Source organism: Idiomarina sp. OT37-5b (genome assembly GCF_002968395.1).
GTDB lineage: Bacteria > Pseudomonadota > Gammaproteobacteria > Enterobacterales > Alteromonadaceae > Idiomarina > Idiomarina aquatica.
On sequence record NZ_CP027188.1, the window covers coordinates 1,808,807 to 1,822,463 of the forward strand.

Here is a 13,657-nt window from a genome sequence, read left to right on the forward strand (position 1 = left end):
CAGTAATGCCCTGCAAGCTTTCTATAACCTACCCAATCAACAGCGGCTGTGCCCGCCGTTGCGTTGGTTCAACTGCCATGGCCCCGAGTCTCAACAACAATTGAAACAGGCCTTTGCAGCGCTTTGTTTTGCCAACGATGACAATCGTCTGCAACTGACGCTAAAGCTCAACTCCCATACCATTGACGGCCAAAGCCGGCCGGTTGAGCACAAGTTGTGCATGGTACTGATTAACGAGCAACGTTTTATTTGCGGTCGTGTGGCACCGATTTGGAATCCGCGTCTGAGTCGTCGTCATCGAGCCATTCATTGGCAATCCGTTTACTCGTCTGCACCCCCATCTCACGGAATTTCTCGATTCTGCTGACCAGGTTACCGCGGCCGCTGGAGAGCTTTTTCATTGCTTCCTGGTAGCGGTTATCCAATGTCTGGAGACTGCTACCGACTTTTTCCAAATCCTCAATAAAGCCGACAAACTTGTCGTACAGCTTGCCCGCATCAATGGCTATCTTCTCGGCGTTACGATTTTGGTATTCATACTGCCAGATGTTGTGGACGGTGCGCAGTGCAACCAACAGGTTAGTCGGACTCACCAGCATGATTTGCTGTTCCAGTGCCAGTTTTATCAACTCGGGTTCACGATCCACGGCTAATAAGAAGGCCGGCTCGACCGGCACAAACATCAGCACATAGTCGAGCGTCCGTAAGCCTTCCAGTTGCTGATAGTTTTTCTTACCAAGCTGCTTGATGTGCTGTTTTAACGACTGCACATGCTCTTGCAGCAAGCGCTCTTTTTCCGCCTCATCATCACTGTTAAAGTAACGTTCATAGGCCGACAAACTGACTTTGGAGTCAATGACCACGTCTTTTTGGTTTGGCAAATGCACGATTACGTCGGGTTTGAAGGACTTACCGTCTTCATCGCGATGATGACTCTGGGTTTGATACTCATGCCCTTCGCGCAATCCCGACTGTTCCAGAATCCGTTCCAGCACCAACTCGCCCCAGTTGCCCTGTTGTTTGGTGTCACCTTTTAACGCGCGGGTCAGGGCTTCGGCTTCATGCGCCATTTGTCGGTTGAGTTCACGCAGACTCATTAACTCGCTGCGCAATGCACTGCGTTCTTTGGTTTCGTCGCTGTATTGCTGTTGCACCTGCCGCTTGAACGATTCTAACTGTTGCTTGAAGGGTTCCAGCGTAGCGCTTAGCGTTTGCTGATTCTGCTGTTGCAAGCCCTGCGATTTTTGTTCAAAAATTTTATTGGCCAAATTCTCAAACTGTTGCGACAAACGCTCTTCGGATGCCTGTAATAAGCGCAATTTTTCATCGGCGTTACGGCGCTCCTGCATCGCCGTGGCGCGCAACGTCTGTAACTGCGCTTCTGCATACTGAGCCCGTTCTCTCAGTTCGTTATTGTGCGCTTGTGTTTGCTGCAACTGCTGTTGCAGACGCCGGTTCTGGTTGCGTGACATCCACACCACGACCGCCGTCAGTAGCACCACCAGCAGCACAAAAAATAAGGGTATCACCCAGGCGGTGATACCCTCTTGTGTCAGAAACGCTGCCACTGATTAAGCTCCCGCTTTATCACGCATATCAGCAATTTTCACTTTCCAGATGGCCGGTCCTTCCGTGTGGGCATTGTTCCCCTCACTATCTACGGCGACCGTTACCGGCATATCTTCCACCTCAAATTCGTAGATGGCTTCCATACCCAGATCCTCGAACGCAACCACTTTTGCTTGCTTAATCGCCTTCGCCACCAGGTAAGCGGCACCACCTACGGCCATCAAATAAACGGCTTTATGCTGACGAATGCTTTCAACGGCTTGCGGCCCACGCTCAGCCTTGCCGATCATGCCAATGATACCGGCTTTTTCTAACATTAAGTCGGTGAATTTATCCATCCGCGTTGAGGTCGTCGGGCCTGCCGGGCCAACGACTTCGTCACCCACCGGGTCAACCGGGCCGACGTAATAAATAAAGCGATTATTAAAATCAACCGGCAACGCTTCGCCTTTCTCAATCATGTCCTTAATGCGCTTATGCGCCGCGTCGCGACCGGTCAGTAATTTACCGGACAGCAGCACGGTTTCGCCCATTTTCCAGTCCTGGATGTCTTCTTTCGTCACTTCATCAAGGTTAACGCGACGCGCATCGTCACCGAGCTCAAAGGTAACATCCGGCCAGTCTTCCAACTTCGGCGGTGTTAAATCGGCAACCCCTGAACCGTCCAGAGTAAAGTGAACATGCCGGGTCGCCGCGCAGTTCGGAATCAAGGTGACCGGTTTCGAGGCGGCGTGAGTTGGCAAGGATTTAATTTTTACATCCAGCACCGTCGTCAATCCACCCAAACCCTGAGCACCGATGCCCAGATCGTTCACCCGGTTAAAAATCTCCAGGCGCAGTTCTTCTTCGGCCGTTTGCGGGCCACGCTCAATCAGTTCATGGATATCAACCGGATCCATTAACGACTCTTTCGCCAGTACCGCTGATTTCTCGGCGGTACCGCCAATGCCAATACCCAGCATACCCGGCGGACACCAGCCAGCCCCCATTTTCGGCAACGTTTCAACCACCCAGTCGGCGATTGAATCACTGGGGTTCAGCATCACCATTTTCGACTTGTTTTCTGAACCACCGCCTTTGGCGGCAATCATCACTTCAACCTTGTCACCGGCGACCATATCGAGATGCACAACAGCCGGCGTGTTGTCACCGGTGTTCTTACGCGCGCCGGCAGGATCAGCCACAATCGACGCCCGCAGTGGGTTATCCGGATTGGTGTAAGCGCGGCGAGTACCTTCATCAACCATTTCCTGCACGGTCATGTCGGTCTTGTCCCATTGCACGCCCATACCTACTTTGACAAAACAGGTGACGATACCGGTATCCTGACAAATCGGACGATGCCCTTGCGCCGACATCCGTGAGTTTGTCAGTACTTGCGCGATCGCGTTCTTCGCGGCTTCGCTTTGCTCGCGTTGATAGGCTTCATCTAATGCTTGAATGAAGTCCAACGGGTGGTAGTAAGAAATGTATTGCAACGCATCTGCGATGCTTTCAATAAAGTCGCTTTGACGAATAGTAGCCATCCAACAACACCTCATGGTTTGGGCATGCAAACGTAAATCCTTAATAACAGCCCGCATAATAGCGTTTTAATCGCCCGCTGACCAGTCACTGAGGTGCTGTGATATACTCGCCAAAAACAGCGATAAGGAAGATACTGCGGTGCTCTCAGGGTTAACGCTTAGATGGCAGAATTTTACCAACGCACTCGCTGCTCAGACTAGCGGCACGATTGATGACTGGGTAAAAGCGCGTGTGGCGCAACATCAGCAGGAAGATTATCTGCTATGGTTCGACTCCGCCGCCGACAACCATCCCAACAGCCGCTTTCATATTTTATTACGGCGGCCGCAATTTTTTTTACAGGCGACCGAGCGCGGCGCCAAAGTATTACTGAACGCTCACGCGGCAGCCGATGCCGAACGATTGCAAAGCTATTGCAGCGACCGCTCGTTGTTACAGGCCGCCAATGCCATTCTTGTTGATTTGCAAGCGGCCATCAGCGTAGAGCCGCATACTGAACTGCCCTTTAACGGCGGCTTTGCCGGTTATTTAAGCTATGATCTGGGCCGTCAAATCGAACACCTGCCGGCTCTGAGTCCAACCGAATACCAATTGCCTTATGCCGGCCTGGGCTTTTATACCGAAGCGTTGGTTGTCGACAAACAACGGCAACAATTATGGGTGTTAGCCGCCGACGGTCACCACCAGGCTTATTTTGACAGTTGGCTAAACAAAGCCTCAGCAGGCGCAACACGGCCCTTTACCCTAACGGCACCATGGCAAAGTAATTTAAACCGCGCACAATACAGTGACCGCTTCGCTCGGGTTCAGGCCTACCTCACCGCCGGTGATTGCTATCAAATTAATTTGGCGCAACGCTTCTCGGCCGCTTACGAAGGTAGCGAATGGCAAGCCTATGATGCTTTGCGTCGTGTCAACGGCGCTCCTTTTTCGGCCTTTATGCGACTGCCACAAAGCGCGATTCTTAGTGTTTCGCCGGAGCGCTTTCTGGCGGTCGACCGTCAACGACGAGTTGAGACTAAGCCCATTAAGGGCACGCGCCCACGTCATCCCGATCCGCAACAGGATCAACGGCAGCAGGAGCAATTGCGGGCATCCGCTAAAGATCAGGCCGAAAATCTCATGATCGTTGATCTGCTGCGCAATGATTTATCCCGCAGTTGCGCCCCCGGCAGCATCGAGGTACCGCATTTGTTTGCCATCGAGAGCTTTCCGGCGGTTCATCACTTAGTATCCACCGTTGTTGGTACCCTGGAGGCCAACAACACCGCGTTTGACTTGTTCGAAGGCGCGTTTCCCGGAGGTTCAATCACCGGCGCACCTAAGGTTCGGGCCATGGAAATTATTGAAGAACTCGAACCCAATCGTCGCGCCTGTTATTGTGGGTCTATGGCGTATTTCTCCTTGTGCGGTGCCAGCGACAGCAGTATCACCATCCGCACCCTCCTGGCCGAGCAAAATACGCTGTACTGCTGGGCCGGAGGCGGTTTAGTGATTGACTCAGAAGACGCCGCCGAGTACCAGGAAACGCTGGACAAAGTGGCGCGCATCTTACCGGTACTGGAGCAACCATGAGCATCAGAACGCGGCAGGATTTTATCCGGCGTTTTAACCTGCACCCCCATGCGCCGGTCAATCGACGGGTTGACGAACCGTTGCGCAAGCGGCTGCGGCCGGCAGCGGTGCTGATCCCGATCATTGAGCGCCAGCATGGGCTGTCACTGATTCTGACCCAACGCTCGGCGAAGCTGCGCCAACACGCGGGTCAAATCAGTTTTCCCGGCGGACGTTACGAGCACCAGGACCAGCACCTGCTCACCACCGCGCTGCGCGAAACCGAAGAAGAAATTGGCTTACCCCGGCAACAGGTGGAAGTGATCGGGCGTTTGCAGGACTACCCGGTGCTGAGTAACTTTATGATTCGCCCCTTTGTCGGTTTTGTGACGCCCCAACAACCTTTGGTCGCAGAAGCCGGTGAAGTGGCAGAGATTTTTGAGGTGCCGCTTGCGGATATTCTTGATCTCAACAATCATTATGCCTATCGCATTCGCAAATTTATCTACGACAGGGTGTATTTTATTCCCTGGCAACATCGTAATATTTGGGGAGCAACTGCCGGCATTTTGCGCGAGTTGGCAGAACAGTTACAACCTGAGCTCCGCCATAAGCTGCGCCCCCTTAACTAAGTCCGCAAAGCGTGCGACAATAAGTTGTAAATACATTTAATCGAGATAGGTCACAATTAATGATCAGTGTTTTTGATATCTACAAAATTGGTATCGGCCCATCCAGTTCTCATACCGTCGGACCGATGCGTGCAGCCTATGACTTTCTGCATGCTGCCAAACAAGCCGGCCACCTCCAACAGGCCAATGGCGTCGAAGTGGAATTGTTTGGTTCGCTCGGCCAAACCGGTAAAGGCCATGGCACCGGTAAAGCGGTGATCCTCGGTTTGGCGGGTGAACTGCCGGAAACTGTTGATACCGACAACGTCGACAACTTTTTAGAACAAACCGACAAAACCCAGCAACTTAACCTGCTTGGCGAATACCCGGTGCACTTCCCGCGCCAGGGTGCGATTGTGTTTCACCGTCGCAAAACCATGCCTAAGCACGCTAACGCGATGGAATTGCGTCTGTTGAAAGACGGCGAAGTGCTGTACAAAGACTTGTACTATTCAATTGGCGGCGGTTTTATCGTGCGCGATGAAGATTTCGACGAAACGTTGGAAGAAGCCATTGAGCAATCGAGCAAGCCGATTCCGTACCCGTTTGATACGGCGGCCGAACTGCTCGAACATTGTGAAGAACACGGTTTGCGCATTAGCTCGCTGATGATGGCTAACGAAAAAGTCTTTCGTAGCGAAGACGAGATTCGTCAGGGGCTCATGAAGATCTGGCGTACCATGCAGCAAAGCATCGAAAACGGCATCAGTACCGAAGGCATTCTGCCCGGCGGCTTAAAAGTTCGGCGCCGTGCCTCGGCGCTGTACCAGCGTCTGAAGAAAGAAAAAACCACCGAGCCGATGCAGTTCATGGATTGGGTGGATTTATTTGCCCTCGCCGTGAATGAAGAAAACGCAGCCGGCGGCCGCATCGTAACGGCCCCAACGAACGGTGCTGCGGGTATCATTCCTGCGGTAATGAGCTATGCCGATAAGTTTATTGAGAAACTGGATGAAGATGCAGTGGTGCGTTTTCTGCTTACCTCCGCCGCTATCGGTATTCTCTATAAGAAGAACGCGTCCATCTCCGGTGCCGAAGTCGGCTGTCAGGGCGAAGTGGGTGTGGCCTGTTCGATGGCAGCCGGTGCCTTGGCTGAGTTTACCGGTGGTTCACCACGCACGGTAGAAAACGCGGCTGAAATTGGTATGGAACATAATCTGGGACTGACCTGCGATCCGGTTGGTGGTTTGGTTCAGGTGCCTTGTATCGAACGTAATGCCATGGGCGCTATCAAAGCCATCAACGCGGCGCGTTTGGCTATGCGTGGCGACGGTAATCATAAGGTGTCTCTGGATAAAGTCATTAAGACCATGTGGGATACCGGTAACGATATGAAAACCAAGTACAAAGAAACGGCCCGCGGTGGCTTGGCGGTTAACATCATCGAATGTTAAGCGCATGACAGCCTGCCGACGCAGTGGCTTACAGCGTCGGCAGTTCTTCCTCAGCAAATAGTTGCTCGATTTCCTCATGGGTTTTTAAACGCATCGCCTGCTCAACGCGTGGCTTAGTCAAGTGCGGCGCAAAGTTTTCAATAAAATCATACATATAAGTGCGTAGAAAAGTCCCCCGACGGAAACCTATCTTGGTGGTACTCGGTTCGAACAAATGGTGCGCCGGGATGGCCACCAGATCCTTATCTTCTGCTTGGTTGTAGGCCATCGAGGCCACCACACCGATACCAATACCCATGCGCACATAGGTTTTTATCACATCGGCATCGGTTGCGGTAAAGACGATATGAGGCTCTTTGCCGGCCGCCGCAAACGCCCGATCCAATTCCGAACGTCCGGTAAACCCATGCACATAAGTAACCAGTGGAAACTCGCTGATATCGGCAATGCTCAGTTTGCTCAGTTGTGCCAGCGGATGATCTCGAGTGACGATGATCGAACGGTTCCAGTGATAACACGGCAACATGATCAAATCCTGATACAAATGCAGTGCTTCGGTAGCAATGGCGAAATCGGCGCGGCCTTTAGCAGCGGCCTCGCTGATCTGTTGTGGTGAACCTTGGTGCATGTGCAGCGACACTTTCGGATACTGCTTGATAAACCGACTGATGACGGACGGCAGCGCATAACGTGCCTGAGTGTGTGTGGTGGCGATATTCAACTTGCCACAATCTGGCTGATTATGTTCAGCCGCAACGGCTTTAATGGCATTGACCTGTTCCAGCACTTGCTGCGCAATATCAATCACTTCCCGACCGGCTGGGGTAATGTGTGTCAGGTGCTTGCCGGTACGGCCAAAAATCTGAATGCCCAGTTCATCTTCCAGCATCCGCACCTGCTTACTGATACCAGGTTGCGACGTGAACAAGCTTTCCGCCGTCGAAGATACATTCAAATTATGGTTCATAACTTCGACAATGTATCTTAATTGCTGTAATTTCATTCTAACGCGACCTGCCGTTGCCAAACTAGGTTATGCGAAAATACTATAGTAAATTACTTATTTATGCCAAACACTAAATAACGGTCTCGACCAACAGTTACTATGAATGAGCCACAACGACAACTCGATTTTACGACCGTACTGGCCAGCTCAGTGCATGATATGAAAAATTCATTAGCGCTGGTGTTGCAACAGTTGGAAGCCGTGGTCATGCGCGTCGATGATCCGGAACTTGGCAGTGATGTCGCCAATATTTATTATGAAGCACAACGCATTAACGCCAATTTGGTCCAATTACTGCAGCTGTATCGTCACCAGCAACACAGCAATTCGCTGAATATTGAACGCCACTTTGTGGATGAAATTATCGAAGAAGTGGTGATGAACAATGAGCTTTATGTCGAGCAGCGTGGCATTAACCTAAGCATTGATGTGAGCGATAACTGTCCGGCGTACTGTGATCGTGACCTTATTGTTAACCTGTTAAATGATATCGTCATTAATGCAATGCGCTATACCGCCGATAGCCTGTCTATTGAGGCGGAATCGGGGCCAACCGGTGAAGTCACGATTCGCGTGAGTGATAATGGCCCGGGTTATCCTGAGCACATGCTGGCAGCGGTGCCAACCCTACAGGCTCCGCAGCCGCAGAACAGCTCCCGCACTGGGCTGGGGCTGTATTTTGCTCAGCAAATTGCCAGTGCGCACGAACGCAACGGTAAAAAAGGTTTTATTACACTGCAAAATGGCGGACACTTAGGTGGTAGTGTGTTTAAATTAGTGTTGCCCTAAAGGTTTATCCATAACCGTTTAATGATAAAAACAATATGAGCATTGACTCGGATTACGCATGTTATACACCATTATCATCTCGCTGATCGTTTTGCTTGCAATACTGGCGGTCATGATAGGCGCTGTGCAACAGCACAAACAAAAGCAAGATATTCTGCGTCGGCAGAAACTGGCTAAATTTAGGGCTGCCCTGGAGCAAGTTGAGGATTTACTCAACATGGCCAGTTACTTTCCGATCGGTAAGTCAATGTTAGCAGTACTCAATGCCCGCGCCAAAGAGCTGTTGGAGGGTATGGACGAAGTCAGCCCAAGCGATGACTACAAAGCGCGGATAAATGATTATGCGCAACGCCTGCAACAAATGGATCGTAATGACACGTCACTGATTACCGAAGATTTTGAACTGCCTCATAACGATAAACAAATCATTGCCATGATCAATGCCCTCAAGCGTTTACGCAGCGCGCTGCGTTCCGAGCACACCCGCGGCAAGGTTGACAGCGGCGTTTACACCACCGAAGATGCCCGTTTGCAGAAGTTGCAGTTAAAAATCAGTGTAGAAACTCTGATTCGTCGAGGTCAAAACGCGTATCAGGGACATATGTTGGGTTCCGCACGACAGTATTATGAAAAAGCGCAAAAAATGCTCGAGGACCAAACGTACAGCGATGACTATATCGAAGGTCGTAGCCAGGTGATCGACCAGGCACTGGAGCAGATCACCAACGAATTGCGTGACGTTAATACTCGTGATGCGGCTAATCGCAAGCAAGACGAACTTGAAGAATTATTCCAACCGAAGAAAAAGTGGTAAGCGGTAATGACAGACTGGAAAGACCAACTGAGCCAATTGGTGTACTCTACTGACAGTGGCAAAGTCGACCCCGAACCGCAACCTGAACAGATTCCTGAGGGTGACGGCATTGTTCGGCTTCAGCGTCAGACCAAAGGCCGCAAGGGTAAGGGCGTCACCATTGTCAGTGGCATAGCTGCTCCGCAGCAGGAACTGAAATCTATTGCTAAAACCTTGAAACAGCACTGCGGTGTCGGTGGTGCCGTCAAAGACTACACCATCGAGTTACAGGGCGATCAACGTGACGCGGCTGAGCAGTGGCTGACCAAAAGGGCTACCGGGTTAAAAGGGCGGGGGCTGAGGTCGTACTCAACGTGCAACACCTGCCCTTCGGCACGCCATTCCACCTTACCCGCAAAAGTTTCAATTAACTGCAGACCGCGCCCAAACAGCGCTTCCTCGTTGCTTTCTGAGGCTTTACCGGTGGACGCTTTTGGACTGTATGGCGCAAGGCCGTTTGAGCTGATATCGAAACTGATAAATTCTTCCTCTGGCAAGTAATGAATCACAATTTCTACACAAAAATGTTCATTTTGCTCGAGTCGCCGCTGCCGCTCTAAATAATAACGCTCAAAGCCAAGTTCGTCCTTCATGGTCGAATCCATCTGCAGCACATTGTGATCAAGAATGTTGTTAAAACACTCGGCAAACAGCAGATACAAAGTGGTTTTGTGACTTTTTAAGGCATCCAATTTGCCGAGCGAATCAACCAGCTCCTGGACCGGATCGAGCCGCATCACCTCGCGTTTGCTGATGGTCACGGTTAACGTAAAGGGTAAGTGGTTATGCACCACCGGTTGTTCTGTTCTTACCGGCGGCTGTCGCTGGCACTGCAGAGCGATCAGGGACACATCATCATGAATTTGCTGTTTCGCCTCCATCATTGCCAAGAGCTGGTCGCGGACAGTGGCAAATCCATTTTCTCCCTGCTGCCAGGCATCGGCCAATAATTTTTCAAAGCCGCGCTCACCAAGCATGTTATCGTCCGCCAATTGCATTTCGACCACGCCATCGGTAAACGCAATAAGTGTCTGGTCAGCGCGCACAAACAAATGCTCGACCTGACTGTCGAATTGCTCCTCGGGAACAATCCCCAACGCCATATGACGTGACGGAATACGATGCTCAATCTGTCCGTGTCGATTAATCACCAGAGCGTCAGGTATACCGCCGTTCCAGCACGTTAACCGCTCTCCTCCCGGCGACAGCTCGATGATCAAGGCGGCACAGAACATGTCATCGGTAACAACTTTAACAGCCGCAGATTAAATTCAGTGGCCATATCGCTCACTGACATACCGCGCTCTGCCATACCAAAGAATGCCTGTGCAATGGGCAGGGTTCCGGTTGCCGGCGCCAGCCCGTGGCCAGTAAAGTCACCGACAAACAGATAATAATTGCCAAACGGACCTTCTTTGCCCAAACAGAGATCGCCGTTAAAGGTAGAAACTGAACGCAGAAAGGATTTTACATAGGGTTTGTCGAGCTCATTTTCGCTCAGTGCGTTGTGCAGCATATGACGGACAATGGTCTGCTCACGTTCCATCCATTAGCGTTTTATTCTTTTGTGCCAGCGAGTAACTCAACTCCCGCACCCGGGCATGAGCATTAATTTTGCCTGTAACACCACCGGCTCAAACGGAATACTGAGAAAGTCATCGCCCCCAACTTCCAGGCAACGCAACAACGTATCCTTAGCGTCTAATGCGGTAATAAAAATGATCGGTAGGTGTACATCACCGCTCAGTTCTTTCAGTAATGGCGCTGTTTTTCAAAGCCATTTAACACCGGCATCATCACATCAAGCAAGACGATTTGTGGTTTTACCTCGGCAAATACATCCAACGCCTGTGACCGTTATCGGACACAATGCACCTTATGCCAATACTGGTCAGAAGCCCCTCAAGCATGATTTGATTGGCTTTTTGATCATCAACAACCAGAATTTTCATTAACTGATTGGTAAAATTTTATCGAACCGCGAAATATCCAAAATGCGCTTAACTTCGGGGCGCGCATTAATTAACTGGATGCCCGTAGACTATTGCCTAGCGATTTACGCATATTCAACACATACCTAACGCCGAGCTGTCGAGGTATTCGGTTTCACGCAAGTCGATAATAATGAGTGGTTGCGTCTCACCAACATGGCTGTAAGCCTGCCGAAATTCCTGTACCAGACTAAAATCAAACTTTCCTTTGATGGCAATGACCAACTGTTTTTGGGCCGCCGAAAACTCTCGTGTTACACCCCATAACAGCCTCATTTTATTGATTGTTCTATTAGCATATATTTTTTTCATTGAGTTTGTCTGCTAAATCCATAATCTTTTTGCACCACCAATCAAATGCAACCACCTATGTCTGTAGCGCTAGACAACTTCGGATTTTGTTGGTAGAACCATCCCGCGTGCAACGCAAAGTGATCTCGCAGCATCTCAATCAAGCCGGCTTGACCAAACTCGGGCGCTGCAGCATTAGCGAAGCCAAACAGTTGATTCAAAGTTGGCAACCCGACATTGTACCAGTGCCATGTACTTTGCCGATGGCACGGGTCATGAATTAATTGAACACATTCATCAGAACAATTTACACGACACCGTGCATTTTATGTTGGTGTCCAGCGAGCACCGCGCCGATCAGCTGGAACAATTTAAGCAATCCGGTATTGTTGCTATCCTACCAAAGCCGTTCACGCCGGAACAGTTGCAAAAGGCAATTAAAGCCACCGTCGATTTACTCGAACCTGAACACCTTGAACTCGACCTTTACGATATTGAGGATTTACGGGTATTGGTGGTTGATGACAGCTCGACTTCCCGCCATGTGTTACGCCGGGTGCTGGAAAACATGGGGGTTGAGCATTGCGTCGAAGCCGAGAACGGGCAACAGGCTATCGACATCCTGTCAGAGCAACAGTTTGATTTGATCGTTACCGGATTTTCACATGCCGGAAGTTAATGGTAGCGAGCTGGCTCAATACGTTCGTAACCACTCAGCGCATTCACACACCACCCATGTTGATGGTGACAGCTCGCGCTAATGAGCCACAACTGGCAAACGTCAAGCAAAGCGGTATTGATGCTCTGACCGATAAACCCTTTGAACCCGAAACCTTACGCAAGATACTGAGTAAACTACTCAGCCATTAAGCAGCCTTCAGGTACAAAAAAACGCGCTGCCAACAGCGCGGTTTTTTATTTCAGCAGCAGCCATTATTCTGGTTTTTGCTGATACTTTTCGTACAACTCCGTATGGCGGCTTTCAAGTTCGACCGCTCGTCCGCTGATAAACAAGTGGGTCAAATCCTGACCCATAGGGTCCAGTAAATCCCCTTTTGATACACTGAAGGTTGCATTTTTGCCCACTTCCAGTGAACCCAACTGATCAGCAACACCCAGGAATTCCGCTGGTTTTCAGCGTGATGGCTTTTAACGCCTGTTCGACATCAGACCAAAAGCAACCGATTGACCGGCGGCAAACGGTAAGTTGCGAACATCCCAGTAACCCGGATAAGAAATCGCGAAATTAACGCCTGCTTCGGCTAAACGGCCGGTGTTGCAAAGGCCTGATCATAGCCTTCGTCATCGCGGGCCGGTAACCCAAACGGTGAACCAAACACCACAGGGGTCTGAGTTTCAGCCAGCCGATCGGCAATACGCCATGCGTCACGCGCTCCCATTAACACGAGATCAAATCCGTATTCCTGTGTCAATCCAGTGCCTGTTCAATCTGGCGCTTATCTTCGGCGTGAACGAAAAGTTTTTTGGAGCCGTAAACAGCCCTAACATCGCTTCCCAGCGTTGATCGACCAGCATATTAAGGTCGGCTTGCTTGGCATCATAGTAGGCTTTAGCATCCGCAAACACACGCTTAAGGCGTTTTAATGCCTTGGCATTGGCTTCCCGCTGTTCAGCCGGAGAACGACGCTCCCACCAGGTATCAACAACGTAGGTCCGCGGCCAGCTAACGTGCACACCGACTTCCGCCGCAACCAGGCTATCCTGATAGTTCCAGCCGTCCAACTGCATCAACGAGGATTGACCGTTGACCAGTGATCCTTCAGGCACGACCTGCGCATGAGTAATGCCGTGGTAGCGTACCGTCGGGATCACTTCAGAATCGGCATTAAAGGCAATATGCCCGGCCACTTCCGGGGTGACTTCGCCCACTTCACGGGCGTCGCGAGTCGCTCGCACCGCCTCGATTTCGTTCAAGCCCAGAGTTGTATCCATGGCAATCACGCCCGGATAAACATGCTGCCCGGAGATATCAACCACCTCGGCATTGTCAG

General features: G+C 50.9%; 13 protein-coding genes and 3 pseudogenes. 8 read left to right on the forward strand and 8 right to left on the reverse strand.

Annotated features, from left to right (window positions below; all coding sequences use genetic code 11):
• Positions 1-245: 245 nt before the first annotated feature.
• Both rmuC and C5610_RS08455 read right to left on the reverse strand, forming a co-directional pair.
• Positions 246-1,568 (reverse strand): DNA recombination protein RmuC, encoded by a 1,323-nt coding sequence (gene rmuC, locus C5610_RS08450; RefSeq protein WP_262339822.1) that lies wholly within the window; start codon positions 1,566-1,568, stop codon positions 246-248.
• Between the two features lie 3 nt (positions 1,569-1,571).
• Positions 1,572-3,095 carry a fumarate hydratase gene (locus C5610_RS08455; protein WP_105306786.1) on the reverse strand — a complete coding sequence of 508 codons (1,524 nt, stop codon included), beginning with the start codon at positions 3,093-3,095 and terminating at the stop codon, positions 1,572-1,574.
• A 139-nt stretch (positions 3,096-3,234) separates the two neighbouring features.
• On the opposite strand from C5610_RS08455, the gene pabB reads away from it, so the two are divergent.
• Genes pabB through C5610_RS08470 form a run of 3 tightly spaced genes read left to right on the forward strand, consistent with a single transcriptional unit; the run spans position 3,235 to position 6,715 of the window.
• A complete protein-coding gene (gene pabB, locus C5610_RS08460; protein ID WP_105306787.1) occupies positions 3,235-4,671 on the forward strand; it encodes an aminodeoxychorismate synthase component I in 1,437 nt (478 codons plus the stop codon).
• Positions 4,668-5,282 (forward strand): CoA pyrophosphatase, encoded by a 615-nt coding sequence (locus C5610_RS08465; RefSeq protein WP_105306788.1) that lies wholly within the window; start codon positions 4,668-4,670, stop codon positions 5,280-5,282. The genes pabB and C5610_RS08465 overlap by 4 nt, the downstream gene beginning before the upstream one ends.
• Before the next feature lie 59 nt (positions 5,283-5,341).
• Complete coding sequence (locus C5610_RS08470) at positions 5,342-6,715, forward strand: L-serine ammonia-lyase (RefSeq protein WP_105306789.1); 1,374 nt, start codon at positions 5,342-5,344, stop codon at positions 6,713-6,715.
• A gap of 28 nt (positions 6,716-6,743) precedes the next feature.
• Here the strand turns inward: C5610_RS08470 and cysB are convergent, their stop codons facing one another.
• Positions 6,744-7,718 carry an HTH-type transcriptional regulator CysB gene (gene cysB / locus C5610_RS08475; RefSeq protein ID WP_105306790.1) on the reverse strand — a complete coding sequence of 325 codons (975 nt, stop codon included), beginning with the start codon at positions 7,716-7,718 and terminating at the stop codon, positions 6,744-6,746.
• Between the two features lie 102 nt (positions 7,719-7,820).
• Between cysB and C5610_RS08480 the strand changes: the two genes are divergently transcribed.
• The 3 genes and pseudogenes from C5610_RS08480 to yciH form a co-directional block, all read left to right on the forward strand.
• Positions 7,821-8,510, forward strand: a complete 690-nt coding sequence (locus tag C5610_RS08480) for a sensor histidine kinase (RefSeq protein WP_105306791.1) — start codon at positions 7,821-7,823, stop codon at positions 8,508-8,510.
• Between the two features lie 58 nt (positions 8,511-8,568).
• Positions 8,569-9,324, forward strand: a complete 756-nt coding sequence (locus C5610_RS08485) for a hypothetical protein (protein ID WP_105306792.1) — start codon at positions 8,569-8,571, stop codon at positions 9,322-9,324.
• Between the two features lie 6 nt (positions 9,325-9,330).
• Positions 9,331-9,659, forward strand: a pseudogene (gene yciH / locus C5610_RS08490) (stress response translation initiation inhibitor YciH); the annotation flags it as partial.
• Positions 9,660-10,250: 591 nt separating this feature from the next.
• Here yciH and C5610_RS13870 read toward each other — a convergent pair.
• Positions 10,251-10,909, reverse strand: a pseudogene (locus tag C5610_RS13870) (PP2C family protein-serine/threonine phosphatase); the annotation flags it as partial.
• Positions 10,910-11,314: 405 nt separating this feature from the next.
• Positions 11,315-11,630 (reverse strand): annotated as a pseudogene (locus C5610_RS08510) (STAS domain-containing protein).
• 238 nt (positions 11,631-11,868) lie between these two features.
• Here C5610_RS08510 and C5610_RS13820 point away from each other — a divergent pair.
• Both C5610_RS13820 and C5610_RS13825 read left to right on the forward strand, forming a co-directional pair.
• Complete coding sequence (locus tag C5610_RS13820; RefSeq protein ID WP_316042205.1) at positions 11,869-12,324, forward strand: response regulator; 456 nt, start codon at positions 11,869-11,871, stop codon at positions 12,322-12,324.
• On the forward strand, positions 12,324-12,515 hold the full coding sequence (locus tag C5610_RS13825; RefSeq protein WP_316042206.1) for a hypothetical protein: 192 nt from the start codon (positions 12,324-12,326) through the stop codon (positions 12,513-12,515). Before C5610_RS13820 ends, C5610_RS13825 begins: the two co-directional genes overlap by 1 nt.
• 63 nt (positions 12,516-12,578) lie before the next feature.
• Here C5610_RS13825 and C5610_RS13710 read toward each other — a convergent pair whose 3' ends face one another.
• The 3 genes from C5610_RS13710 to C5610_RS13720 form a co-directional block, all read right to left on the reverse strand.
• Positions 12,579-12,746: a hypothetical protein gene (locus C5610_RS13710; protein WP_262339823.1), complete on the reverse strand. Its 168-nt coding sequence runs from the start codon at positions 12,744-12,746 to the stop codon at positions 12,579-12,581.
• A gap of 161 nt (positions 12,747-12,907) precedes the next feature.
• Entirely contained in the window at positions 12,908-13,051 is a 144-nt protein-coding gene (locus tag C5610_RS13715; protein ID WP_262339824.1) for a hypothetical protein, read from the reverse strand.
• 4 nt (positions 13,052-13,055) lie between these two features.
• Complete coding sequence (locus tag C5610_RS13720) at positions 13,056-13,598, reverse strand: hypothetical protein (RefSeq protein WP_262339825.1); 543 nt, start codon at positions 13,596-13,598, stop codon at positions 13,056-13,058.
• Positions 13,599-13,657 lie beyond the last annotated feature (59 nt).

What these genes read in the sequence shown, in the direction of transcription:
- C5610_RS08455 (WP_105306786.1), bottom strand. Translation starts at nt 3,095, where the DNA reads ATGGCTACTATTCGTCAAAGCGACTTTATTGAAAGCATCGCAGATGCG.
- C5610_RS08465 (WP_105306788.1), top strand. Translation starts at nt 4,668, where the DNA reads ATGAGCATCAGAACGCGGCAGGATTTTATCCGGCGTTTTAACCTGCAC.
- C5610_RS08470 (WP_105306789.1), top strand. Translation starts at nt 5,342, where the DNA reads ATGATCAGTGTTTTTGATATCTACAAAATTGGTATCGGCCCATCCAGT.
- cysB (WP_105306790.1), bottom strand. Translation starts at nt 7,718, where the DNA reads ATGAAATTACAGCAATTAAGATACATTGTCGAAGTTATGAACCATAAT.
- C5610_RS08480 (WP_105306791.1), top strand. Translation starts at nt 7,821, where the DNA reads ATGAATGAGCCACAACGACAACTCGATTTTACGACCGTACTGGCCAGC.
- C5610_RS08485 (WP_105306792.1), top strand. Translation starts at nt 8,569, where the DNA reads ATGTTATACACCATTATCATCTCGCTGATCGTTTTGCTTGCAATACTG.
- C5610_RS13825 (WP_316042206.1), top strand. Translation starts at nt 12,324, where the DNA reads ATGGTAGCGAGCTGGCTCAATACGTTCGTAACCACTCAGCGCATTCAC.
- C5610_RS13720 (WP_262339825.1), bottom strand. Translation starts at nt 13,598, where the DNA reads ATGGATACAACTCTGGGCTTGAACGAAATCGAGGCGGTGCGAGCGACT.